This window comes from Bartonella bacilliformis KC583 (genome assembly GCF_000015445.1).
GTDB classification, from domain to species: Bacteria; Pseudomonadota; Alphaproteobacteria; order Rhizobiales; family Rhizobiaceae; genus Bartonella; species Bartonella bacilliformis.
In genome coordinates this window covers 1,027,766-1,051,778 of sequence record NC_008783.1, presented here as the reverse complement: position 1 = coordinate 1,051,778, position 24,013 = coordinate 1,027,766, and the positions used below count along the sequence as shown (strand labels likewise).

Below are 24,013 nucleotides of genomic sequence, written 5' to 3'. Positions count from 1 at the left end.
TTTTCGCTTATGATAGGATAAAGTTGCAAGGAGGATATATAACAGGCAGCTTTATTTGTGTTTTTTGCGGTAGTTTATTGGCTTAATGAAGAAGGAACAACAGTCAAGTTGTGCGAGAGCATGATGAATTTTAGTAAAAAAGGTCATTAAGCAGAGGAAATATTGTATAATTCAAGAAAAAATTTGTGATTAATTTAAAGAACTTGATAGTTTTAAAAGCGTTTTCTTGTTTTTTGCGAGCCATATTTGAGTTGCGCTATAGTTGTTATGCAACGAGTAATAGAACTGTTGTTACAAAGGATAACAGTAGATTATGATGATTATTTCCTTTTATGTTGAGACCATGATGCTATTAGAGGAATAGCAAAATATCGACGCTATCATAAAGAGGTGTTTATGGTGCGTTTAGCGAAGTGTGGGTGTGATTATGAGCGCAAAAATCAAGATACAACAATTGACTATAGGGTCTATTGTAGTGGCTTGTTTTGTTTGTGCTCTGAAATATTGGGCCTATCATATTACTGGCTCAGTTGCACTTTATTCTGATGCTTTAGAATCAGTTGTGAATATCGTTGCGGCGTTGGCAGCGTGGTGGGCAGTAAAAATAAGTTTGAAACCAGCTGACCAAGATCATCCTTTTGGACATCATAAGGCAGAATATTTTTCTGCTATTTTTGAAGGTACACTGATCATTGTTGCTGCAATCATGATTTTGAGAGAAGCATGGTCATCTTTTTGGGATGTTGAAGTGTCTCAAGAACCTGGAATATGGATTGGTATTAGCGCTGCAGCGAGTGTTATAAATTATTTTTGGGGGTTGGTTCTTATTCGGCAGGGGAAAATTCATTGCTCACCAGCTCTTAAAGCTGATGGGGAGCATTTAATAACAGATGTTTTTGGGTCATTTGGCATTCTAATTGGATTAGTTGCTGCTTTTGTAAGTGGGTGGGCTTTTTTAGACCCCATTTTAGCGATAATTATTGCTTTTCATATTCTTTGGCAGGGGTGGAAAGTGGTGAACAATTCTGTTCAGGGATTAATGGATGTTGGAGTTGAATTCACTGAAACTATGCGCATTTATGATATTATTTTAGAAAATGCGTGTGGTGCAATTGAAGTGCATGATTTGCGTACTCGTGTTGCTGGCAGGGCTATTTTTATAGAGTTTCATTTAGTTGTACCAGCAACAATGCAGGTGGGGGAAGCCCATCAAGTGTGTAATCAAATTGAGGAAGCGCTTGAGATGGAATTTGAAAATGCACGCATTATTATTCACATGGAACCTGAAAGCGAAGCCAAGTTTTCTCCTAGTGTAATGGCTGTTCCTTTAGCGTAGTTTTTGATTATGAATCAATAAATTAAGGGGATTTAAGATCAATATTATAAACATTATTCTTTAATAAAGACCCGAACGATAGCTCAAATATTATATGGAAGAAAAATACATCTTATAGGAAAAATATTGCATGCATTGATTAACAATACTCCTGTGAGTATTTCCTGATCGTTCTTGTTTCAAAGACTCAAAGATCTATTGTTTCAGTACACACGATGTCATTATTTTTGTTGATAATACTATAGCGTTGTAACTGGCAGTGCCATTGATGATGAGCGTGCTCAATAGTGAAAAAGTTAAAATTTGCAGGTGGGTTTTTGCCACCACAACCTTGTGATGCAGAAGCAACACCAACAATAGGAATTTTCCTTTTTTTCTCTTCAATGATATTTAAGGTAGGCAAGTGAGTGTGGCCGTGAAGAATAAGTTCGCATCCATAGCGTTTGATGACATCTAGAAAACGTCCTATTCCCCATAACTTTTTATGCCAAAGGGTTGCATGGTGAAAGGGGGGATGGTGAATGGTCACAACTCGAAAGAGATTGCGTGCTGCAGCTTCATCTAAAAGCTGAGACAAAATTTGTGCTTGCTTTTTTCCAAAATAGCCAGATGCTTGAAAAGGCGGTGTCGCAATAGCTGAAGAGGCTCCTATAATGGCGATGTTATCACGAATGCGCATATAAGGAAAAGCATTTTTTTGAGGAAGATCACCCTGAATCCAAGGTTGAAAAATAGTGCAGGCCTTTTGGAGGGCTCTGCGAACATAGGCATCATGGTTCCCAAAGGTTAAAGAAATATCATGAGGTTGTCCTTGGGTTAGTAACCAGTTTCGCGCTTGTTTAAATTCTTTATCCAAAGAGAGATTGACAAGATCGCCAGAAATAACAAGATGATCAGGATTTTTTTCTTTTATAGTGCACATTAAAGTTTCTAAAACACCGGTTGTCATTTGGTTTTTACGTTTTTTTTGCCAATTAAGATAACCAGTAAGACGTTTTCCAAAAAGTTCAGAAAAGGAAGGCTGTGGCACAGGTGAAAGGTGTATATCTGATATATGAGCAAGATAAAACATGAACTCTATCATAATGTTGAAAATGATTTAGGCAATGATAAAAATCCCATACACAATTAAAAGAGATAGGAAATTGTGATACGAAAATAGTTTGTTGGAAAATAATAGAATTTTTTTTAACATTTACGTTACCCAAAAAGAATGTTAAGAGCAGGGAAGTTTAGGAGAGGGGTAGGACATGCGTGAAAAAATAAACGATAACGAAAGAATTCCTCAAATAAGGAAGTAAGTCTCTTAGTTCGCATGTTAATTTTTTCTAGGCATAAAGTCCATGACAGATGTATCTTTGGATTCTCGATTTTTCGTTTCCTTTTCCCCGGCCGATAGTGATGCCATAACTTATCACCCTGAAACACGTGATCATGATGCTCAAATTGAGCAAATCAATAAGGTGGTTTTCGGTCCTGGTCGTTTTACACGTGCAAGCTATTTATTGAGAGAAGAGGGACGACATGATTGTCAATTTTCTTTTGTCGCTTGTCTTGGAGGCGATGTAATTGGTTCAGTGAGGATGACCCCTATAACAGTTGGTGAGCAAGCTGCTTATTTATTAGGCCCTCTTGTTGTTCGTCCTGAATATAAAAATGCTGGTGTAGGCAGAAAGTTAATGTATATGGCTTTACACGCAGCAGAAAATCACAATGTTGTTTTGGTGATTTTAATTGGGGATAAAGAATATTATGGTCGTTTTTGGTTTAAAAATGTCGAACATAGACAACAGATACACATGCCTGCACCGGTAGATCCAAACAGATTGCTTATTTTGGAATTACAAAAAGGTGCACTAAAAGTAGCAAAAGGAAAAGTCCGTTATCGTTCGTGTAATTGATATACTTGCTGTAAAGAGGCTGTCAGTTGCTTGAAAATGGTTAAATTGGTCAGATTTTAGCGACTTTCACGATAACCATATACTACTGAGAAATAACAGACACGTCAGCAGAGCAAAAAATCCGGAAAAGATTGAAAAATGAACAGCGCTAACCAAACGGGTTTCTGTTGTCTCTTTTAGAATAATTGATTGAGGAAGGGAAGAGGTGAGTTTCGTTTGTGGTCCAACTATCTTGATAGGAGGAATATGAATACCGTTTCTTTTTTCGTGATGTAAACGTGTTATATAGCCACCCGTTTTTTGAATGATGGGCGCCAATTTTTCTTCTGTTGAAATTAAGTCATATAATTCAGGATTATCGAGTGCGCCTATAGGGGCAAGAACTGTTTGGTTGCCATTGTGGATTGTAAAGATCCCTATTTCATCTGCATTTATAGCTCCTGTAAATATACCTTCTTGTTCTTTACTGAGAGTGATATTTTCTTTTTTGCCAGAGGGGAAAATGACTTCAACGGGTTCTGGGTGATCTTCGAGTGTTTGTCGACGAATTGTTAAACGATGGCGATCATTCACAGCACTTAATTTCTCTTCTTCAAGTTCTGGTTCTTTCATGAGCCAATGGGCAATACGACGGTAGAGAGAAGCGTAGGGACCTCCACCTTCGAAATTTCGTGCCCAAAGCCAACTTTCATCGGACAGCAACATACTTACACGCCCTTTACCAATATGGGAGAGGAGTAAGAGTGGTTGTTCATCAGCTCCTTTCATGATGGTAATGCTTTGGCCTGTTTGTTTAATTGCAATTTGTCTCAACCATTGCCCCCATTGAGTAGCTGGGTGGGTGGGTGTTGCAAGATTTCGTGTAACAGGGTGACGTTCGCCCTCTTTGGTTAATGCAGGACGAAAAGGCTTTTCAATGACAGTTCCACTTGGTAATGCAGGTAGGACACTGATCAAAGGTGTTTTGGCAAGCGATCGTTCACCAGCAAATTCAGGTCCTGTGACCATTAGTAATGCACCACCTTTTTGTACATATTGGGTGATGTAATCATAATAAATGAGTGGTAGTGCACTGGAATGTTGGTAGCCATCAAGAATGATGAGATCAAAATTATTAATTTCTTCAACAAATAGCTTAGTTGTAGGAAAAACAACCAGTGATAATTGGCTAGAAGGGGTGTTATCCGCTTTTTCAGGAGGACGCAGAATAGTAAAATGAACGAGATCAATATTGGAATCACTCTTTAAAAGATCACGCCATGTGCGTTCACCATTATAAGGTGCGCCTGAAATGAGAAGAACTCGCAAATTTTCTCTGATCCCTTCAATGATAGCAATGGCTCGATTGTTATCAGAGCTTAATTCACCCTCATGTGTATCTGTAGTCACTTGAACGATGTTTTTTTCAGCATGAGGAAGAGTGATGTCAGTTTGAAAGATGATACCAGGTGTTACAGAATAGCGGCCAACTTCTTGGTTATTGACACTCACAGAAACGTTTACTTGCCCTGATATTTCCTTTTTTGGTTGGCCTTTATCTTCAACCAAAATAGAAAGTGTTTGTGGTTTATTGATCAGAGCAAAACGGGGAGGAGAGATAAGTTTAATTTGACGGTCAAATTCATCTGTTCTTCCTGTTATAAGGGCGTTGATTGGCGCCTTATGATGAAGTTCTGATATTTCAGGAATATCGTGCACTTGTCCATCAGTGATCAAGATTGTTCCTGCATAGCGGGATGGCGGGACATCAGATGTGGCTTGTGTTAAAGCATGAAATAAATCCTTTGATGATGCATAATGATTATCAGAACGTTTTCTAGCTTCAATAAAGCGTGGCTCAAATTGTGGATAGCGAGCCAGTGCGTTGGTTAATTGTATGCGTGCTTTTTCACTGTCTTCTGTACGTGTCCCTAAAGTTTGGCTTTCACTACGATCAATGACAATTCCTATAATACTCTTAACGGGTTCACGCTGCTCTTTTTTTATAACAGGATTAAGCACAACAAGAATGAGAGAAGCCAAGGTTGTAAGACGTAATAAAGCTCCGCGCTGCTTTGTGATGAAGCCAATAATGATAAAAAGAGCAGGAATCCCGCCTAAAAAGAGAAGCCAAAAAACGGGAAGGAAAGGCTGAAAAGTCAGAGATTCTATCATTACCTTCTCTCTTTGTTAAAGCGCTCTAATAGTGCAGGAACATGGATTTGATCAGCTTTATAGTTTCCTGTAAGGACATAGATGACGATGTTCAATCCTGCACGAAATGCCCATAGACGTTGCATAGAATCATTGGAGACAAGAGGATATTTCCATGTATCTTTGGGGTCTAAGGCCCAAGCACCAGCAAAGTCATTAGCGGTGATAAAGAGAGAACTCACATTGTCGCCAGTCATCATAGAATTTTTATTTTTTTTATTTATTGATGATGATGCAACCCATAAAGGTGAACCACGGTAACGTCCAGGAAAATCAGGCATAATATAAAAAGAACGGGAAACAACATGATCAGCAGATGCTGGTTCAAGGGTTGGAATATTAAGTTCACTTAATATATCCCGTAATCTCTGTGTCGCTGGGGTTGCAGTTTCTTCAAGGGTCAAATTGGTGTTTATCTGATCGCGTGTATCAAATAAAACAGCTCCTCCATTTTTCATAAAAGCATTTATTTTTTCAAGAGCTTTTTGCGTTGGCATAGGACTGTTAGCGTCAAGAGGCCAGTAAATTAAAGGATAAAAAGCAAGCTCATCTTTATCAAGATCAAGAGCTATAACAGAACCAGGTGAGAGCATTGTACGATCTGCAATGAACTGACTCAGCGTTTCTAGTCCACTCTTACTTGTGGTATCAATTTCATGATTATTGGTTATAACATAAGCAAGGTGGGTAGCTCCTGCCGCTTTCACCATGATCTCATCATGAGTTTTTGCGGTTTGTGCGTAGATATTTGATATATTTGAGAACAAGATGGCCAGGCCTATTATGAAAGGTAATAGAAAGAATATACTGCGTTGTCGATTGAAGAAAAAAGCTTTTCCCATCCATAAAACGACAAAGCTATCAAAAGCGAATAATAAAAGCGCTAATCCTAAAAGTGGTCCAGTAAAATGTTGTTCTTTTGTTTCATATGATAAAGGATTTTTTCCTAAGGAATTTGGTAATGAAGTTTTTATTAAACGAGAAGAAGGCGTTAAGAGATTCAATGCATAAAAATTATTGTTGATGCCATAAAGCCCAGGTGGGGTATAATAGGATGGTATGGGGAGCTTTTGTTCATCAATAGTGAGTTGAACAACATGAAAGGGAGGAGATTGCAATTGTCCATCGGCATTTAATGTCCGCCAGGGATTTTGTGGTGCCATTGCTCTCATTTGAGTTAAGGAGGTGTTGTTGTATACACTGAGTGTGATAAGTTTTTGCAACATTTGTGCAAAAAATCCAGAAAGCGCAAGATTAGACCATGTAGGGTCAGGTGCAGTATGGATAAAAATGAGGACACCTTTTCCTTGGTCAGTTGCTGTGATAAGAGGGGATCCATCAGCAAGACTGAGCCATGTTTTTTCAAAAAGATCTGGGGTGGGTTCTGCTAAGATTTGGCGTGAAACAGTTACATTTTCTGGAAAAGGAAGATTAGAGAAGAAGCTATTTTGCACAAAAGGTGCTAGTTTTTGTGGTTTAGCCCATGACATAACACTGCCGAGTAAACGTTTACCAGGGCGCAATGGCACAGGTAATAAGCTATCATATTGTTCTGTTGAACTGAGATTATCTCCAGCAAAGCGAATAAGTATTCCCCCTTTATTGACGAAATTAGAGAGCTTTTTTTCTGCTTCTTGTGACATGTTGACAATATCACCCATAATGAAGACAGAAGGGTTTTGTTTGAGTAAGTAATCAATATCAGCTGAAAGCTCTCCTCCTCCTGTTGTTATCAGTTCTGCATGGCCCTGCAATGCTTTAATGACATAATAAAGCGGAGACAGTAATGGTTGCACCATTTCATTGATACTTGGTGATAAGAGAGCAACACGGTTTATTCGGTTACGGCTATCAACTAAAAATGTTGCAGCAGCGTGGGCATGATTATCAATTTTAATCCATGAGATATCATTGCGTAATTCAAGCGGTAAGTTGAGAGGAACCAGAACTTCTGCTTCTCCTTCATGAAAATTTGTTGTAAAGCGTCCAAGGAGCTTACTTTTTAAATCATAAAGGCTTAGCGTTATCGGGGTTTCGCCTTGAGTAGTTGCACGAATAATGCGTGCTGCCATGTTTCCATTATGATTATCGATAGCTCTTATACCGGTAAGTTTAGAAATATCAGATGAATACCACAGGAATGTTTCGGGTTTTAACTGTTCAATGAGAGTAAAAGCCTGATTATCTTCGTTTGTTTGTAAACTATCACTCAAATAGGCAATATCAAGTGTTTGACCACGAGTTTTTTCAATGAGCCGATTCAGTGCCTTTAGACGGTTGATAGGCCAGGGTTGAGGTTGTAAATGCATTAAATGTTGTTTTGCAACTTCTGCAGGTAAAGGGCCAATTTCTTTGGGGTCATTTTCAGCTGTTGCAAGAAAATAAACATCTTTTTGCTGTTTTATTGCTTGATCAAGCAAAGTTTCCGCAACAACAATACGTTTTTTCCACTCTTCAACAGAGGCCCATCCGTTATCAATAATGAGTGCGAGCGGTTGAGATTCAGAGAGTATAATTGGGTTTTGATGCCAAGATGGACGTGCCAAAGCGATAATGATAAGTGCTGCTATAGCTAATCGTAACAACAATAACCACCAAGGTGTATGGTTGGTTGTTGTCTGTTGATTGGTTTGTTTAATCAAAAGACGCAAAGGAGGAAAGATCTCTTTATGAGGTTTGGGAGGCGTTATCCGCAATAACCACCAAATCATGGGTAGAGCAAAAAGCCCAAGTAAAATTAAGGGAGCCCCAAAATTCAAAGTGATCTCCTTCCATGAGGTATAGCGTCACCCATTTTGTTTGCAAATTGCAAAATAATTTCTGTTAAAGGCCGATCAGTTTTACTAACATGGTAAGTCCATCCTTGGCGTGAACAAAAATTGATCAATTCTTGTCGTCTTGCTTGGTAGAGGTTGCAATAATCTTCACGGAAGTGTTCTGCTTTTCCTAAAAGAATTTTTTCTTTTGTTTCAGGATCAAAAAATTCTGTACGGCCTGTGTAAGGGAAAGACTCCTCCGCTGGGTCAGCAACTTCAATTAGATGTGCGTTGACCTGTTTTGCAGCTAAAGCTCCTAAATTTTGAATAATCATTTCAGGATGATCAAGAAAGTCACTGATGATGATGACTTGTGAGAATCGTGTTATAGTTGAAAAATTTGGAAATGGATTTTCATCTTGATAATGAATTAAAGCCAGAGCCATGCGTTCCGCGACATTGGATGTCATGGTGGGAGCCATTAAATTAGGGATAGCAATATGCTCACCGCTTCGCGCAAGAAGTGTTGCCAAGGCAAGAGAAATAATGATGGCGTGATTGCCTTTAGAGGTTTTAGAAAAGCGCGAGCAATATTGCATAGAGGCACTTTGATCAGGCCAAATCCAAACGGTTTGCGCCATTTCCCATTCATATTCGCGTAGGTAAGTATTTTTATCACGTGCTGAGCGGCGCCAGTCAATGCGTGTAATGGGCTCTCCTTCAGTATAAAGACGAAATTGCCAGAAATTTTCTCCATTGCCATGTTTACGCCGGCCGTGCCATCCGGTTATCATTGTATTCGCTATAAGGCGTGCTTGTGAGAGGCAATAGGGTATATTGGCTACATCTTTATGTAGTTTCGTTGTAAGCGATTTTGCGCTTTCTTTAAAAACTTTTCTGCCAATGGCCATTAAAGAGCGTCTTTCACAAGAGTAGCAATAATATCTTTTACAGTTATATCTTCAGCACGTGCAGAAAAATTGAGTGCCATCCGATGTTGCAACACGGGTTGTGCCAAGGCTTGGATATCATCAAGTGAGGGAGATAAACGTCCGTGATAGAGAGCACGAGCACGAGCACAAAGTGAAAGTGCCTGTGATGCTCGAGGACCAGGGCCCCAAGCAATATATTTATTCGCAAGCGGATTATCTTTATAAGGACGGGCTGAACGCACCAACTTCAAAATAGCTTCAACAACATTTTCAGAAACGGGTATTGTGCGAACGATTTTTTGAATTTTTTGCAATTTTTGGGTCGATAAAACTGATTTTACAACTTGGCTTTTTTGATTTACCGTTTCTAAAATAATACGCCGTTCTGTCTCTAAATCAGGGTAATCAATGTCAATTTGCATTAAAAAGCGATCAAGCTGTGCTTCAGGAAGCGGGTAGGTTCCCTCCTGTTCAAGAGGGTTCTGGGTTGCAAGGACATGAAAAGGTTGTGGTAAATTATAATGGGTTCCAGCAACAGTAACATGGTATTCTTGCATAGCTTGCAAAAGGGCTGATTGTGTACGAGGAGAAGCACGATTAATTTCATCGGCCATAAGAATTTGTGCAAAAATAGGACCTTGAATGTAACGGAAAGAGCGTTTACCACTTTTATCTGAGTCCATAATTTCAGAACCAATAATATCTGATGGCATCAAATCGGGTGTAAATTGGATACGTTTTGTATCAAGTCCTAATACAGTTCCTAATGTGTTAACAAGGCGTGTTTTAGCAAGCCCTGGAACGCCAACGAGAAGGGTATGTCCCCCAGCTAAAATAGCTGTTAAAGTGTGTTCAATTACATGATTTTGGCCAAAAATAACTTTATCAATTTCCTTTTGCAAAAGATCTAATTCTTTATGTGCCTTATCAATATCACTAACAGTGAATTTTGCATTATCACTCATATTGGCCTTTTTAACAGAGTTGGATAATGTATCATCTTGACTCATTGATTTCTTCCTTAAGGCATTTATCGAAAAATAATAATTATTTTTATATGATCATAAGTATTTTATGATTTGTATCAAAAAATAAAGAGAAAATAAGTGTGATAGGCGTTTTTTTTGGTATTTTATATATAGATAAAAAGATATGCTGCATTGAAGAGAGATGTTAGACTGTGGAGGGTATCACAAATATTGCCATTATGGCGCTGATCATGAGAAACAATCATGAAAATTCGTTAAAGGGCTAAAGGGGTGAACACAATACCAAATTTCAAACAGGCTGATTGGTTGCAGCATAAAAATATTCAAACACTTCTTCGTATTTTGTCGTTGGGTGATGAGGAAGCGCGTGTTGTTGGTGGTGCAGTCCGTAATCAACTTCTAGGACAGCCCATTAGTGATATTGATATTGCGACAACTTGTTTGCCACAGCAAGTTATCAAGCGCGTAGAAGAAGCAGGATTTAAAGCTGTTCCTACTGGTATTGATTTTGGTACAGTAACGGTGGTTTCTGAGTCATGTTCTTATGAGGTGACGACTCTTCGTTCTGATGTTGAAACAGATGGCCGTTACGCGAAAGTTGCTTTTGGTCGTGACTGGAAAAAAGATGCTGAACGACGAGATTTTACTATTAATGCACTGTATTGTGATGCCACTGGCCAACTTTATGATTTGGTAGGAGGTTTGAGCGATATTGCAAGCCGTACAATACGTTTTATTGGTGTTGCAGAACAGCGTATTTGTGAAGATTATTTGCGTATTTTGCGCTTTTTTCGCTTTTTTGCTTGGTATGGAGCAGGGCGACCTGATGCACAAGGATTGAAAGCGTGTGTTGCTTTAAAACACGGTTTGCATAAGCTTTCATCTGAACGTGTTTGGGAGGAAATAAAAAAACTTCTTGCTGCTTCAGATCCAACACGTGCTCTTTTATGGATGCGTCAAAGTGGCATTTTGACACTTATTTTTCCTGAAACAGAAAAATGGGGTATTGATGCAATTCACTCACTTGTGAAAACAGAGCATGTTCTTGGTTGGAAAGAAGATCCATTATTGAGGTTACAAAGTCTTCTTCCACCTGACTCTGAACGTCTTCAAGATATTGCTCGTCGTTTACGTTTTTCTAATAAGGAAAAAACACGATTAAGAGAGTGGGCAGAGTTGGAATCGATAAGCCAAAATTGTTCAGAGACCTGTTTGCAAAAACTAATTTATTTTCATGGTCGACAGCCGATTTTAGATCATTTATCTTTGTCTTTGGCAGCTGTATGTGCTGGCCCTGTAGAGGGAAACGAGAATTCTCAAAAAATAGAGCATTATATGAGGCTTTATCAGCTTGCTCAAAGGTGGGAGATTCCTGTTTTTCCTGTCAGTGGTAAGGATTTAATAGAAAGAGGTTTTGCTAAAGGGAAGATTGTGGGACAAAAACTCAAAGAATTAGAGACAATATGGGTTGAAAGCGGGTTTTTAATAGATCGTAATGAGCTATTAGAAAAATTTGAACCGTAATATTTATTCTTTAGTTTTTACTCTAATCCACTATAACCAATTTGGCGCAGAGCTTCTCCCGTTGTTATAGCTACGCTCATTGCGAGATTTAAAGAACGTGCTTGCTGTTGCATAGGAATTTTTAATGTACAATCAACTGCTTGATGAACATAATCAGGAACACCTGCTGATTCACGACCAAAAAGTAAAACGTCATTTTTCTGATAGCGTATATTTGTATAACATGTTGTTGCTTTTGTACTTAGGAGAAAAAGACGACGATTAAATTTTTGCATGGCATCAAGAAAATGTTGCCAATCAATGTGTCTCTCTAAAGAGGCACGTTCAAGGTAGTCCATACCTGCCCGTTTGAGATTGCGATCTGATAGATCAAAGCCTGCAGGTTCAATGATATGCACATGCACGCCAAGACACGCACCAAGACGTAAAATTGTTCCAGTATTACCAGCAATGTCTGGTTGAAAAAGAGCGATGTGAAGTGTCATACTTTGTACAATATGATTTTATATAGTCATTTGTAAAGCAGTGCTGCGGGTTAACTCAGGTATAAGGAGAGTTACTTTCTTTGTTTGTCTGCGTTGTCATGTAAGGCATTTTTTCTTTAGAGCGTTAAGTAATGTTTTAGCTTTTTCATTGTGTTCAGGATTTTTTTTGAGCGGTGCCTTATTTTGACTTATGAGGAGGAGTTTCAAAAAAGTTTGAAAATTGCGCGTGCGATATTTGAGCATTTAACTGTAAGCAGTTTATCTTCTTGTGAGTGGTAAAACTTGTTTTTAATTATTGAGATGAAGTTTATTGATATTGCAAAAAACAAATTTGGCCTATTTTAGATGAAAGATCTAAGAAAAATTGAAAAAAGAAGCGATAAAGTCGCTGGTTTGAAAGCATGGAGGGAAAAAATTCGATGATGATGCATTAAATAAAAACGGAGATTAATAATGAAGAAAATGACTTCCATTGCTCTTGTGTCAATTTTTATGCTTTCTCACGCTTATAGTCAATTTTTTACACTCCTTTCAGAATCTGAAATAGTTTTGGCAAGTAATGTTGCACAGGTTGGTTCAGATAGAGCTCCTCATTATGAGGTAACACCTTTAACGGCTGATTTTGTTGTTTCAAGCCTCATTGGTGCAGATATATACACTATGGAAGGTGAAAATATTGGCAAAGTAAAAGATATTCTTTTGCGTCAAAATGACATTGAGGGAATTATTATCGTTTTTGGTGGTTTTTTAGGTATAGGGGAGCGTTATGTTGTTGTTCCTTCAGTAGCGATTAAGATGACACATGATGATGGCAAATGGAAGCTTATCACGCATATGACAAAGGACGCTTTGCAGGACGCTCCAGAATTTAAGTATGAAGGCCTTTGGGTACGTTAATTTTGCGTTTCCATTTTTATGGAAGATTAAAAATAGCGCATTCATTATAGAGCTATTTTTGTTGAAGAGTATTCTTAAGGGCATAAAGATAATCTGACGCAAAGAAATCTTCTTTTAGCCACTAAAGAGGTCATGAAATTGCAAAATAAAGAAATTAAGTATTGTGCTTAAACAGCATGACATCGCCGTCTTGCACAATATATTCTTTTCCTTCATCGCGGGCTTTTCCTGCTTCTTTTGCTCCGTTTTCTCCCCCTAAAGTAATATAATCTTCATAGCTGATAGTTTGAGCACGAATAAAACCACGTTCAAAGTCTGAGTGGATAACACCTGCTGCCTGAGGTGCTTTTGTGCCACGGACAATTGTCCATGCTCGTGTTTCTTTAGGTCCACAGGTAAAATAAGTAATAAGATCAAGCAAACAATAACCAGCACGAATGAGCCGATCTAGACTAGGCTCAGATAATCCTAGAGCATTAAGATATTCTGTTGCTTCTTCATCAGTGAGTTGGGCAATTTCAGATTCGATAGAAGCAGAAATGATAATAGTTTGTGCGTTCTGTTCTTCTGCTATTTTTTCAACCGCTTGGGTAAAGTCATTACCATGAGCAGCTTCATTTTCATTTACGTTACAAACATAAAGCACAGGTTTTGAGGTTAAAAGATTGAGGCTATTAAGAATACGTTTCTCATCAGAAGGAAGATCTTTGAGCAATAATCGCACGGGACTTCCCTTTTGCAACAAGGTTAATGCTGCTTCCATGATAGGCAGGATTGTCAGAGATTCCTTGTCTTTTCCAGTTGCAGTCTTTCGGATTGGTATGATCCGTCGCTCTAAGCTTTCAAGATCTGAGAGCATAAGTTCAGTTTCAACAATTGTAGCATCAAAAATGGGATCAATTCGTCCTTCTACATGTGTGATGTCTTCATTTTTAAAACACCGTAGCACATGGATAATAGCATCAACCTCACGAATATTCGCTAAAAATTTATTTCCTAAGCCTTCACCTTTTGAAGCACCGCGGACGAGCCCTGCAATATCAACAAAACTGATACGTGTAGGAATAATTTCTTTTGAGCCAGCGATAGAGGCAATTTTTTTCATCCGTGGATCTGGGACAGCAACTTCGCCAGTATTCGGTTCAATCGTACAAAAAGGATAATTGGCGGCTTGTGCTGCGGCTGTTTTTGTTAATGCATTAAAAAGAGTTGATTTACCGACGTTGGGTAGTCCAACAATCCCGCATTTGAAACCCATAAGCTCTCTCTCTATTGATTTTGAGTTGTTTTATAATTTAGACAAAGCTTCATTTGTATTTTTATAGCATGTTTTAGAAAGAGTTCTAGTCTCTAATTTATTATGATTACACAAAAAACAATATATTTTGTAATTCTTTAATAATCAAATACTAAACATTGTTATTGTTAATAAAATTGTAAATAAATTTTATTAGTATGCTAAGTTGCTTGTAATATGATAAGCGACAACATAAAATAATTTGGAGAAAATATGGGGTTATTATCTCGTCGTATTTTTTTGATTGCAGCACCATTAGCGTTAGCTGGTTGTCTTACACCTCAGTCGAATGTATCGCATTTTCCCTCTCAACAAGCTTGGTATGTCCCAGAAGAAGTGCAGGCTTTATACGGGGCTGTAACGAATGAGCCTCACTTTTTGCCTGCCATTGATCTTACAACAATTCATCCAAAATTTTGGCGCCAGCAAGTTGATTATGAAACAACTTATCCACCTGGTACGCTGGTTATAGATACAGAAAAATGTTTTCTTTATCTTATTCGTGAAAATGGCAAAGCTCTGCGTTACGGTATCGGCGTTGGTAAAGAAGGGCTGGCTTTTCAAGGTACAGGAGTTATACAATATAAACGCCAGTGGCCTTCTTGGAGGCCCACTGCAGCAATGATGGCTCGTGAGCCAGAACGTTACGGTCATTTAGGGGAAGGTATGCCAGCGGGCCCTGAGAATCCATTGGGTGCACGAGCACTTTATCTCTTCCAAGATGGAAAAGATACGCTCTTCCGTATTCATGGCTCACACGAAACATGGTCGATTGGTCAGGCTATATCAAGTGGATGTATCCGTTTACTCAATCAAGATATTATTGATCTTTATGATCGTGTTCCTAATGGTTCACATGTGGTGGTTTTACCGAGAGATTCATTTAGGGGGCAATCGACAGGATTCTTTTAATTCAAAATAATTATGGGTTTGAACAGTTTTACTTTATAAATTCTATATTTTTTCTTTTCCGATATATATTGAGCTTGCCTTTCCTTTTAAAAAGAAAGGGGATGTCAAACGTAAAAATATGGGGAAAGAATTTAGGTGTATTTCATGTTTTCGTAAGAAATCATGCTTTACTGTAGACCTTGGCTTTTCATCGTTAACGAGATCTTATTCATAAAGCAGTTGCTGTCTCCTTTTATGAGCATAGCAACATTGTTTGCAATTACACCTAATAAAGTTGATAACCATTTTTGATCAGATTGTGTAAAATTTCCTAAAACATATTGATCAACCAGTTCTTTAGAGATAGGACGCCCGATCCCTAAGCGTACATGGTGGTAATTATTACCACAGTGACTATCGATTGATTTTATACCATTATGTCCGTTACTTCTTCCGCCAATTTTTACGCGCACCGTTCCCGGTGGTAAATCTAATTCATCGTAAAAAACAATCAGGTGATCTAAATCTAATTTATAAAATCGTAAAGCTTCACCAATGGCTTGACCAGATAAATTCATAAAAGTTTGCGGTTTTATAAGAAGAATTTTTTCACCATTTATAAGACCATTTGAGACTTCAGCTTGAAATTTTTTTGACCATGGAGAAAAGGAAAAAGCTTCATGAATGGCATCAACAGCCATAAAACCAATATTATGACGGTTATTTTGATAATGTGAACCGGGATTACCAAGACCCGCAATAAGTAACATATGCGCCTTTAGTAAAATATAAAAGATTAGCAAAATACTTCAAAAAAGGCGGGAAGTTTCTCCCGCCTACGAAAATTGATTATTTCTTTGCATCACTTTCGTTGTTTTCTTCTTCTGAAGTATCACCCATGCCAGCTGGTGCTGCGATCGTTGCAATAGTAAAGTTTCGATCTTGAATAACCGGAGTCACACCCTCTGGTAATTGCACTGCTGAAATGTGGATGGAATCACCAATAGAATAACTGGATAGATCAATCTGAATCGCATCAGGAATAGCATTTGCTGGTGCAGTACACTCAATTTCATGGCGAACAATGTTCAAAACACCACCGCGTTTAATACCTGGGGCTGTGTCTTCATTAAGGAAATGCACAGGAATATTGACATGTACGATTGATTTCGCTGAAACGCGTAAGAAATCCACATGCATAGGGAAGTCACGAACCGGATCAAGTTGATAATCTTTTGGAAGAACTTGAATTTTTTCTTTGCCGATTTCGAGAGTAGCAATAGTTGTACGAAAACCACCACCATGAATTTTATAGAAAACTTCCTTGTAGGGAACTGAAATTGCCAAAGGAGGCTGTTTGTCACCATAAATGACAGCTGGAATAAAACCGTTACGACGGAGTTCACGGGAGGACCCCTTACCAACCCGTTCGCGTACTTCGGCCTTAAGAGTGTAGCTTTTGCTCATGATTAAGTCCTTGTTTACATGATTGGAGATTCATCAAAAATCAATAACAATTTTTGCATGAATATGAAGATATGCACTGCAAAGTAGTGATTGCTCCATTCTGCGTTGCCTCCAAGGGTGTCTACGCAGAGACAATATCTATAATTCAAACCATTTGGAGATGCAAGAGTTGTCAGTGAAATCCATCATTCTTACCATTGAAGGTGTATAACAAATATAACACAAAATGCATAAGTAAACACTATTGATTGATATTGACACAGTCAGTGCATTTTTTCTAGCCTAGAAAGAGTCCATTTTTATCGTTTATGCTAACTGATGTTAAACCTATTTTAATGAGTGTAAATTTGTTATTATCCATGCAATTTTAGTGGTCAGTATCCTCTATTTTCTGATATTAGCTAAGAAAGGTTTTAGAGGAAATAAAGGCGCCGTCTAGTCAAATAAGCTTGAGACAGATTGCTCTGTTGCTGTTCTTGCAATGGCTTCTCCGATTAAGTCAGCAATCGTTAGAACACGGATGTTATGTGCTTCTTTAACTTCTTTTGTTGGCATAATCGAGTCGGTAATGACTAATTCTTTCATTTTTGAATGTGTAATGCGTTCGATAGCCTTTCCGGAAAGGACACCATGTGTGATATAAGCCGTGACACTGTTTGCACCTTGTTCGAGAAGAGCACTTGCTGCGTTGCATAAAGTTCCGCCTGAATCGACAATATCATCTAACAAAATGCAATCTTTGCTAGCTACATTGCCAATGATATTTATAACTTCTGATTCTCCTGGGCGTTCACGACGCTTGTCGACAATAGCAAGCAGACTATTTAAGCGTTTGGCTAAGGAACGCGCACGTACGACACCACCAACATCAGGTGAAACGACAACGACATTTTCAAGAGAATAATGCGCTTTAATATCACGAGAAATGACAGGAACAGCATAGAGATTGTCAGTTGGAATATCAAAAAAGCCTTGGATTTGTCCTGCGTGCAGATCCAATGTTAAAACACGATGAGCACCTGCTTGGGTAATCAAGTTAGAAACGAGTTTTGCTGAAATAGGAGTGCGTGGTCCAGGTTTACGATCCTGGCGAGCATAACCAAAATAGGGTATAACAGCTGTGATGCGGCGTGCGGAAGAGCGCCGAAGAGCGTCAATCATGATGAGAAGTTCCATCAAGTGATCATTGGCTGGATAGGATGACGACTGCAGGACGAATACATCCTCACCACGTACATTCTCATGTAATTCTACGAAAATTTCCTGATCAGTAAAGCGTTTTACGGTTGCTTCACCTAAGGGAATTTTTAAATAATTTGCAACATCTTCGGCAAGGCGTGGATTAGAATTGCCACAGAAAAGTTTCATGATAAAAGCCTCTAAGTAATCATGGTGGAATTTAGCAAGGTTTTAGCTTTTTGTTACCAGATTGCAAAGGAAACAATGACAAAGCATCACAATTTTATCTATCCTTGGTTAAAAGAGCTGGTACCTCATTGTTTTTTTTAATATTGTTATTTTTAAAATGGAATTTTTCAATATGATTTCAATTATTTTGGAAAGGGCATCATAGAAGTTATTCACACCATTATAAATTGCGAAAACTATCTATCGCCGCCTCAGTAAACGGTATCTTTTTATGCTACAGTTGATATCACTTGAAGATTTATGGCTATTAGTAGGCTGTGTGTGTACTCAGATCACAACGATTTAAGGTTGTAGCAAAGAAGCCTATCTTTCATGTGTTAGCATAAGGGCAGAAATCTGCCGTCCATAGTCAGGTTCATTGCGATGTGTTGCACGGCGGTAGGAAAAAAAATTCTGTTCATTTTGGTAAGTGCATAGGTGCAGACAAGAAGCATTGATACCTTCTTGTTGTAACTTATCCATAATGAATGCCCATAAATTAAAGCTAAAATGGTTTTCTTTATCTGTTTTTAAAAAATACTTTTGGAATTGGTTTTGGTAATTCATAAATTGATCGTAGAACTCGCCTGTTATTTCATAATGGTGGGGACCAATACAAGGTCCAAGGACTGCTGTTATTGATTGCCGTTTGGCTCCTTGTTTTTCCATAACTGAAATTGTTTTTTCTAAAATTCCGTTCAAGCTTCCTCGCCAACCAGCATGCGCGGCACCAATGACACCTGCTTGCGGATCAGCAAAAAGAACGGGACCACAATCAGCTGTGAGGACGCCGATTGCTAGACCTTTTGTTGTTGTGACGAGAGCATCAGCTTTAGGACGCTCACCGATAAAAGGTTGATCAACAACGACGACTTCACAAGAGTGTATTTGATTGACAGTGATTAAATTTTGTATCTCAATGTCAAAATAATTGGCAATGAAAGTGCGGTTTTGTGCAATGTGTTCAAAATAATCTTTTGAGCTCTGGCCAACATTGAGACTCTGATAAATATTTTTTGAAATACCTCCCTGACGTGTAAAAAAACCGTGCTTTATTCCCTGTGTATGCAAAGAAAAAAGATTATTTGCGAGAATAGGTTCAGGGATAACTTTCATAAAAGCTCCACATGAAGAAATTTTGAATGAAAATGGTTAAGCAAGAGAATAATTTATGTTAATGGTTGTTATTATTAGCAGTCAAGAATGAAAATAGCGGTATGTTTTTATCACTAGCGTAGAGAACTTTAAAAAGTTTTCCCATTTGATTTGGGCTGGTTAGCCGTTCGATATCTTGGTGAATTTTATTCTGAATTGCGACATTTTTATGAGAACTAAGCTTTTTTGCACGTTCCAGAATTCCCATTTTAAAGAGAAAATCTCCTTGTTCTAGAATGGTAGCAAAACAGCCTTTTTGAAGGGCTATCTCTTTCAAAGAGAAAAAATCAACATGTGACGTTAAATCATGTTCTCCTGGAGCAGAAAAAATATCACGAAATTGGTGTTTTGAAATAGCCTGCAGTGTGTCTCCAAATGCAATGTCAGAAGCACCATAATCAATAAGTAAAGCAGAACCTTGCGTTTGCATTAAGCGACTGCTGATTTTTTGCATCAATTGGTTGCGTAAAGGTGCATATTCCCAAATAGTTCCATCAGGCATTTCAGCACAATAGTTTGGTAAGCTCTCAGAAGAAAGTTTATGTGAGTCAGCAATAAAAATAAGATGGCCACTGGGATTAAGGGTAATGAGGCGTTCTCTCCATTCTCCATCGATTTTGATATATTGGTGAATGGGAAGGGCATCGAAGAGTTCATTTGCAATAAGGATTAAAAGGCCTGGTGGTATCTGATCAAAACTCTCAATGTTATGAATTTTTTTTTGATAAGATGAGAGGCGCTTTTTTTGTTCTGTTGCAAGGTTTTGGCTTATTTCAACAAGAAAGATTTCGGCTGCATTAAATGCTGTTATACATAGTTTCTGAATAGTCCGTAAAACATCATCCATAAGTATTCCACGTCCTGGACCTATTTCTGCGAGAATAAAGGGATGTGGACAGCCTTGAGCCTCCCAATTTGCAATGATCCAAATACCAATCATTTCTCCAAATAATTGGCTTATTTCAGGTGCGGTAATAAAGTCGCCGGTGCGTCCAAAGGGTGTTTGTGTTTGGTAATAGCCAAATTGTGAATCTGTGAGGACCAAAGACATAAATTGGCTAACAGTTATTGGTCCCTCGAGAGCAATAATTTTTTGAATTTTATGTTTTAAGGTTGCCATTATTTTATAAAATGATTTCTGAAGGCCCGGAAAATAGCATAAAAACCAAATAAAATCATAGGAAGAGATAAGGCCATACCATAGGTAAATCCAGAGCCATGGAAGAGAGCAGAAAACCATTCTGGATCCTCTTGGGGAACACGGAAAATTTCTGAAATGGTGCGCGCTATTCCATAGCTTATGATAAATGTGCCTGCTACAGTTCCAGGGCGTTTAAATGCTTTAAAAGCAAAAATAATAAAAGCAAGTACAATAAACAGAAGAAATCCTTCCATCAAGGCTTCATAAAGTTGGCTTGGATGACGTGGCAAATATTGAGGATCAAGGGAAAAGCAGACGGCCCAAGGAACATTCGTAACACTGCCCCATAACTCTTGGTTAATGAAGTTACATATCCGCACGACGCCAATTCCAAAAGGAGCGCCTGCAGCAATTGTATCGAACATTGCCCAAATATTGATGTTGTGTTTCCGTGCAAACCAGATTATTGCGATAGTAGTACCAATTAGGCCACCGTGAAAGGACATCCCTCCATCCCATACAGCAATGATAGAACTTGGATGGTTAAAATAATAAGTGGGATCCCATATCAGTACCTGTCCTAAACGACCACCAACAACGATACCAAGAGCAGCCCAAACAACAAAATCACTTGCTTTTTCTGCATTCAGGGGAGGATAGTTTGCATACCACAAGGATTTTTTGTGCGATAATTTTTGTACATACCACCAAGAAAAAAGAATGCCTACGACATAACCAAGACCATACCAATGGAGTGCTATAGGCCCTAATTGAATAATAATAGGATCAAGAAAATTAGGAAAAGGAATGGCAGGACAAGAAAGGAAATTGTTCATGAAGTCAGGCATTAAATTTTAAGAGGATGTAACATCATAAAATCATGACAGACGAATACGCAATGGTCAAGTCAGAGGCAGTCGATTCAGCGGATGATTAAGTCAAAGGTAGTTAAGCCAGGGATAAAGATCATCTGCTGTTGGTATAGGGGTAAAAGGCTAAAATAAATCTATATTACTAAAAGAAAATACAGTATCTACATATGATGAAAATGCGCTATAATGAATGTATTGCGTAAGTAGCTAACATTAAAGGAAAATATCATGAGTAATGGATCAAACCGTATTCTTGATGAATTGGCGAAATTAATGACAGATGTTGCAGGTGCTACAGAAGGTATACGGTATGAAGCTGAAACATTTTTTCGTTCACAAATTGAGAAGATAGTGCATAAGCTTGATCTTGTTTCACGCGAGGAATTTGAAGTAATGAAAGAAATGTTACTTAAATTACGTGCTGAAAACACTGATTTGATAAAACGTCTTGATGATTTAGAAAAACAAAATCAGAAAAAATCTAAAACGACCTAAGTATAGAAGAATTATATTCTTTAAAAATAATCCCCAGTTTTTCGATGTTAAGCATAAAACTGAAAAATGCTTAATCTTGAGTCTGTTAGAGCAGATAGTGGATATATTTTTAATAAAAAAGCATTTTTTTTAAATGAGGGGGCTGGTGCTATGAGATTGTATGAATACACTGAAAAAGCTTGATGATTCGTTTTGTTTTTATCAAGTTTGTTTGTTGTGGGAAGCATGCTCTGTTTTGTTTCCCAGTTTTGTGTACTGTTTGTCTAATGTTTTAGTGCGTATTTGTTAAGTGTAAAGGCTATAATTGTAGCAAATGTTATTACAATTATAATTATTTTGCGCTTTTGTTGATAATATTTTGCTGTCATCGAGGGTTAATGATGGGGTTTGCTTTTAGCACCGCAGAAAGAAAAGAGCATCCGGTAGATTTTATTGAACAGATCGCTTACCAATATGATTGGTCTTTTGAGCGTAGTGCAGAAGATGAAATTAATGTTTGTATCGAAGGAAAACAGGCTAATTATCGCCTTTCTTTTTCATGGATTGAAGAGCAAGAGGCTCTTCATTTAGCTTGCGCATTTAATCTTTCTATTGAAAATGCTCGAACAACGGAAATAAGCCAGTTATTATTGGCAATTAATGAAAAATTATTGTTAGGGCATTTTGATTACTGGCAAGGGGATAATTCTGTTATTTATCGGCAGGGTCTTCTGCTTGCTGGGGGGGTGCATCCATCTCATATACAAGTTGAGACATTGTTGATGAATGCGCTTAAAATTTGTGAAAGTTATTATGCTGCTTTTCAAATGGTTGCTTGGGCTGGTACAAGCGCTTATAAAGCGCTACAATATTCCTTATTTGAAACTGTGGGAAATGCTTAAGCCTTTCAACGACTTAAAATGTGGTTGTTTGTAAAAGCTTTTGGAATGTGTTTTATAAGGGAATATCAATAATAGCACGCAAGCCTCCGAGTGGGCTATCATCTAATTGGATGTTTCCTCCGTGGCTACGGGCAATGTCTTGGGCAATAGCAAGTCCAAGCCCCGTTCCGCTCGCATCTTGATTGCGTGCTTTATCAAGTCTAAAAAATGGCTTAAACACTTCTGTGCGCATATCTTTCTGAATGCCTGGTCCATTATCATCGATGATTATGATAAAAGATTCTTGCTGGGTTGTAGCTGTTAACTCAACAGTGTCTGCGTAATAAAATGCATTAGACACAAGGTTACTAACCAAGCGTGTAAAGGCATGTGGACGCACTTGTATCTGTGTTGGGCCTTCAATTTTATAAGAGAAGTGACGTTGATGAAGATTAGCATTGGCGAAGAATTTTTTCATAAGAGCTTGTAAATCAAAGTTTTTAACATTTTCACTGCCTTCACCACGTGCAAAAGCCAGATAGTCTTCTAACATGTTTTGCATATCGTTGACATCTTGTTCAAGAAGACTACTATCAAAGTCAGTACTTGCAATAGCAAGTTGAAGTTTAAAGCGTGTAAGAATAGTCCTTAAATCATGGCTAACGCCTGACAGCATCATAGTGCGCTGTTCGATTTGGCGTTCAATACGTTCACGCATGCGCAAAAAAGCAATGCCGGCACGACGTACTTCATCAGCACCTTGTGGATGAAAACCTTCAGGTAAGGGACGTCCGCGTCCAAAACTTTCAGCGGCTTCAGCCAGTTGTTGGATTGGTTTGATTTGTCTGCGCAAAAAGTAAATAGCAATTAGCAGTAAAACAAGAGCGGTCCCTACCATCCAGCTAAGAAAGATATCAGTATTGGAGGCATAGGCTTGGCTACGCATAGCAAAGACACGCAAAGTGCTCTTATCAAGACGAATACGAATTTCAACAAGATCAGAATCGCCTACTGTATCAATCCAGAAGGGGCGGTTAATTTGACGAGTGATTTCTTCACTGAGAAAATAGTCCAGAATGGCAAAAAATGGTTTAGGCCCTGGAGCAGGAAGGGGATCAGGGGGAAGGATAGAAATGTTTAATCCCATGCGTTGTTGTGCAATGCGTGTTATATCTTCATAATTATGCTGTTGTGGATATGTTTCAATGATATCAATAATGGCAGAAATATCACGGACAACAGCTGTTGAAAGACGTTCAGTGACCATTTGCCAATGACGTTCCATAAAAACGTAGCCAATCACTGTTTGTAGGAGGACCATAGGGGCAATAATAATAATCAAAGAGCGTGCATAAAGCCGTTTAGGCATTTGCCTCGTTAACCATCGGGCAAATTTTTTTGCAGATTTAATCATT

At 38.3% G+C, this 24,013-nt stretch carries 20 protein-coding genes and 1 pseudogene; 7 read left to right on the top strand and 14 right to left on the bottom strand.

Going from position 1 to position 24,013, the window contains the following annotated elements; genetic code table 11:
* Positions 1-427 precede the first annotated feature (427 nt).
* Positions 428-1,336, top strand: coding sequence for a cation diffusion facilitator family transporter (locus BARBAKC583_RS04890; protein ID WP_005767548.1), 909 nt, complete (start codon positions 428-430; stop codon positions 1,334-1,336).
* Positions 1,337-1,523: 187 nt separating this feature from the next.
* On the opposite strand, the gene BARBAKC583_RS04885 is transcribed toward BARBAKC583_RS04890, so the two are convergent.
* The gene (locus BARBAKC583_RS04885; RefSeq protein WP_172952861.1) at positions 1,524-2,420 is read right to left on the bottom strand and encodes a metallophosphoesterase family protein; all 897 of its coding nucleotides are present in this window, start codon (positions 2,418-2,420) and stop codon (positions 1,524-1,526) included.
* 259 nt (positions 2,421-2,679) lie between these two features.
* Here BARBAKC583_RS04885 and BARBAKC583_RS04880 point away from each other — a divergent pair, with 259 nt between their 5' ends.
* Positions 2,680-3,237, top strand: a complete 558-nt coding sequence (locus BARBAKC583_RS04880; RefSeq protein ID WP_011807393.1) for a GNAT family N-acetyltransferase — start codon at positions 2,680-2,682, stop codon at positions 3,235-3,237.
* A 56-nt stretch (positions 3,238-3,293) separates the two neighbouring features.
* Here BARBAKC583_RS04880 and BARBAKC583_RS04875 read toward each other — a convergent pair.
* From BARBAKC583_RS04875 to BARBAKC583_RS04860, 4 genes and pseudogenes are all read right to left on the bottom strand, one after another.
* A pseudogene (locus BARBAKC583_RS04875) lies at positions 3,294-5,391 on the bottom strand (glutamine amidotransferase).
* The gene (locus BARBAKC583_RS04870; protein ID WP_005767541.1) at positions 5,391-8,189 is read right to left on the bottom strand and encodes a DUF4159 domain-containing protein; all 2,799 of its coding nucleotides are present in this window, start codon (positions 8,187-8,189) and stop codon (positions 5,391-5,393) included. The pseudogene BARBAKC583_RS04875 and the gene BARBAKC583_RS04870 overlap by 1 nt, the downstream one beginning before the upstream one ends.
* Complete coding sequence (locus BARBAKC583_RS04865) at positions 8,186-9,097, bottom strand: DUF58 domain-containing protein (RefSeq protein WP_005767539.1); 912 nt, start codon at positions 9,095-9,097, stop codon at positions 8,186-8,188. The genes BARBAKC583_RS04870 and BARBAKC583_RS04865 overlap by 4 nt, the downstream gene beginning before the upstream one ends.
* Positions 9,097-10,128, bottom strand: a complete 1,032-nt coding sequence (locus BARBAKC583_RS04860) for an AAA family ATPase (protein ID WP_005767538.1) — start codon at positions 10,126-10,128, stop codon at positions 9,097-9,099. The genes BARBAKC583_RS04865 and BARBAKC583_RS04860 overlap by 1 nt, the downstream gene beginning before the upstream one ends.
* Before the next feature lie 249 nt (positions 10,129-10,377).
* On the opposite strand from BARBAKC583_RS04860, the gene BARBAKC583_RS04855 reads away from it, so the two are divergent.
* Positions 10,378-11,631 carry a CCA tRNA nucleotidyltransferase gene (locus tag BARBAKC583_RS04855; RefSeq protein WP_005767536.1) on the top strand — a complete coding sequence of 418 codons (1,254 nt, stop codon included), beginning with the start codon at positions 10,378-10,380 and terminating at the stop codon, positions 11,629-11,631.
* Positions 11,632-11,648: 17 nt separating this feature from the next.
* On the opposite strand, the gene BARBAKC583_RS04850 is transcribed toward BARBAKC583_RS04855, so the two are convergent.
* Positions 11,649-12,116: a tRNA (cytidine(34)-2'-O)-methyltransferase gene (locus BARBAKC583_RS04850; RefSeq protein WP_005767534.1), complete on the bottom strand. Its 468-nt coding sequence runs from the start codon at positions 12,114-12,116 to the stop codon at positions 11,649-11,651.
* A 453-nt stretch (positions 12,117-12,569) separates the two neighbouring features.
* Here BARBAKC583_RS04850 and BARBAKC583_RS04845 point away from each other — a divergent pair, with 453 nt between their 5' ends.
* Positions 12,570-13,013, top strand: coding sequence for a PRC-barrel domain-containing protein (locus BARBAKC583_RS04845; protein WP_005767530.1), 444 nt, complete (start codon positions 12,570-12,572; stop codon positions 13,011-13,013).
* 154 nt (positions 13,014-13,167) lie between these two features.
* On the opposite strand, the gene ychF is transcribed toward BARBAKC583_RS04845, so the two are convergent.
* Positions 13,168-14,271: a redox-regulated ATPase YchF gene (gene ychF / locus BARBAKC583_RS04840; protein WP_005767527.1), complete on the bottom strand. Its 1,104-nt coding sequence runs from the start codon at positions 14,269-14,271 to the stop codon at positions 13,168-13,170.
* A 252-nt stretch (positions 14,272-14,523) separates the two neighbouring features.
* Between ychF and BARBAKC583_RS04835 the strand changes: the two genes are divergently transcribed.
* Positions 14,524-15,222: a L,D-transpeptidase gene (locus tag BARBAKC583_RS04835; protein WP_005767525.1), complete on the top strand. Its 699-nt coding sequence runs from the start codon at positions 14,524-14,526 to the stop codon at positions 15,220-15,222.
* A 167-nt stretch (positions 15,223-15,389) separates the two neighbouring features.
* Here the strand turns inward: BARBAKC583_RS04835 and pth are convergent, their stop codons facing one another.
* From pth to lgt, 6 genes are all read right to left on the bottom strand, one after another.
* Entirely contained in the window at positions 15,390-15,971 is a 582-nt protein-coding gene (gene pth / locus BARBAKC583_RS04830) for an aminoacyl-tRNA hydrolase (protein WP_005767523.1), read from the bottom strand.
* 79 nt (positions 15,972-16,050) lie between these two features.
* Entirely contained in the window at positions 16,051-16,668 is a 618-nt protein-coding gene (locus tag BARBAKC583_RS04825; RefSeq protein WP_005767521.1) for a 50S ribosomal protein L25/general stress protein Ctc, read from the bottom strand.
* Positions 16,669-17,103: 435 nt separating this feature from the next.
* A complete protein-coding gene (locus BARBAKC583_RS04820) occupies positions 17,104-18,036 on the bottom strand; it encodes a ribose-phosphate pyrophosphokinase (protein WP_005767518.1) in 933 nt (310 codons plus the stop codon).
* 363 nt (positions 18,037-18,399) lie between these two features.
* Complete coding sequence (pgeF, locus tag BARBAKC583_RS04815; protein WP_005767516.1) at positions 18,400-19,191, bottom strand: peptidoglycan editing factor PgeF; 792 nt, start codon at positions 19,189-19,191, stop codon at positions 18,400-18,402.
* Between the two features lie 58 nt (positions 19,192-19,249).
* Positions 19,250-20,350: a class I SAM-dependent methyltransferase gene (locus tag BARBAKC583_RS04810; RefSeq protein WP_005767513.1), complete on the bottom strand. Its 1,101-nt coding sequence runs from the start codon at positions 20,348-20,350 to the stop codon at positions 19,250-19,252.
* On the bottom strand, positions 20,350-21,207 hold the full coding sequence (lgt, locus tag BARBAKC583_RS04805) for a prolipoprotein diacylglyceryl transferase (protein WP_005767511.1): 858 nt from the start codon (positions 21,205-21,207) through the stop codon (positions 20,350-20,352). The genes BARBAKC583_RS04810 and lgt overlap by 1 nt, the downstream gene beginning before the upstream one ends.
* Positions 21,208-21,471: 264 nt before the next feature.
* On the opposite strand from lgt, the gene BARBAKC583_RS04800 reads away from it, so the two are divergent.
* Complete coding sequence (locus BARBAKC583_RS04800) at positions 21,472-21,738, top strand: accessory factor UbiK family protein (protein ID WP_005767509.1); 267 nt, start codon at positions 21,472-21,474, stop codon at positions 21,736-21,738.
* Positions 21,739-22,118: 380 nt separating this feature from the next.
* Positions 22,119-22,619, top strand: coding sequence for a type III secretion system chaperone family protein (locus tag BARBAKC583_RS04795; RefSeq protein ID WP_005767503.1), 501 nt, complete (start codon positions 22,119-22,121; stop codon positions 22,617-22,619).
* A 52-nt stretch (positions 22,620-22,671) separates the two neighbouring features.
* Here BARBAKC583_RS04795 and BARBAKC583_RS04790 read toward each other — a convergent pair whose 3' ends face one another.
* On the bottom strand, positions 22,672-24,012 hold the full coding sequence (locus BARBAKC583_RS04790; RefSeq protein ID WP_005767501.1) for an ATP-binding protein: 1,341 nt from the start codon (positions 24,010-24,012) through the stop codon (positions 22,672-22,674).
* Position 24,013 lies beyond the last annotated feature (1 nt).

Excerpts from the sequence above, each read along its gene's own strand:
- BARBAKC583_RS04865 (WP_005767539.1), bottom strand. The coding sequence starts at position 9,097 with ATGGCCATTGGCAGAAAAGTTTTTAAAGAAAGCGCAAAATCGCTTACA.
- pth (WP_005767523.1), bottom strand. The coding sequence starts at position 15,971 with ATGTTACTTATTGCGGGTCTTGGTAATCCCGGTTCACATTATCAAAAT.
- BARBAKC583_RS04885 (WP_172952861.1), bottom strand. The coding sequence starts at position 2,420 with ATGATAGAGTTCATGTTTTATCTTGCTCATATATCAGATATACACCTT.
- BARBAKC583_RS04835 (WP_005767525.1), top strand. The coding sequence starts at position 14,524 with ATGGGGTTATTATCTCGTCGTATTTTTTTGATTGCAGCACCATTAGCG.
- BARBAKC583_RS04800 (WP_005767509.1), top strand. The coding sequence starts at position 21,472 with ATGAGTAATGGATCAAACCGTATTCTTGATGAATTGGCGAAATTAATG.
- BARBAKC583_RS04790 (WP_005767501.1), bottom strand. The coding sequence starts at position 24,012 with ATGATTAAATCTGCAAAAAAATTTGCCCGATGGTTAACGAGGCAAATG.
- lgt (WP_005767511.1), bottom strand. The coding sequence starts at position 21,207 with ATGAACAATTTCCTTTCTTGTCCTGCCATTCCTTTTCCTAATTTTCTT.
- BARBAKC583_RS04820 (WP_005767518.1), bottom strand. The coding sequence starts at position 18,036 with ATGAAACTTTTCTGTGGCAATTCTAATCCACGCCTTGCCGAAGATGTT.
- pgeF (WP_005767516.1), bottom strand. The coding sequence starts at position 19,191 with ATGAAAGTTATCCCTGAACCTATTCTCGCAAATAATCTTTTTTCTTTG.
- BARBAKC583_RS04850 (WP_005767534.1), bottom strand. The coding sequence starts at position 12,116 with ATGACACTTCACATCGCTCTTTTTCAACCAGACATTGCTGGTAATACT.
- BARBAKC583_RS04795 (WP_005767503.1), top strand. The coding sequence starts at position 22,119 with ATGGGGTTTGCTTTTAGCACCGCAGAAAGAAAAGAGCATCCGGTAGAT.
- BARBAKC583_RS04860 (WP_005767538.1), bottom strand. The coding sequence starts at position 10,128 with ATGAGTCAAGATGATACATTATCCAACTCTGTTAAAAAGGCCAATATG.
- BARBAKC583_RS04890 (WP_005767548.1), top strand. The coding sequence starts at position 428 with ATGAGCGCAAAAATCAAGATACAACAATTGACTATAGGGTCTATTGTA.
- BARBAKC583_RS04810 (WP_005767513.1), bottom strand. The coding sequence starts at position 20,350 with ATGGCAACCTTAAAACATAAAATTCAAAAAATTATTGCTCTCGAGGGA.
- BARBAKC583_RS04880 (WP_011807393.1), top strand. The coding sequence starts at position 2,680 with ATGACAGATGTATCTTTGGATTCTCGATTTTTCGTTTCCTTTTCCCCG.
- ychF (WP_005767527.1), bottom strand. The coding sequence starts at position 14,271 with ATGGGTTTCAAATGCGGGATTGTTGGACTACCCAACGTCGGTAAATCA.
- BARBAKC583_RS04845 (WP_005767530.1), top strand. The coding sequence starts at position 12,570 with ATGAAGAAAATGACTTCCATTGCTCTTGTGTCAATTTTTATGCTTTCT.
- BARBAKC583_RS04825 (WP_005767521.1), bottom strand. The coding sequence starts at position 16,668 with ATGAGCAAAAGCTACACTCTTAAGGCCGAAGTACGCGAACGGGTTGGT.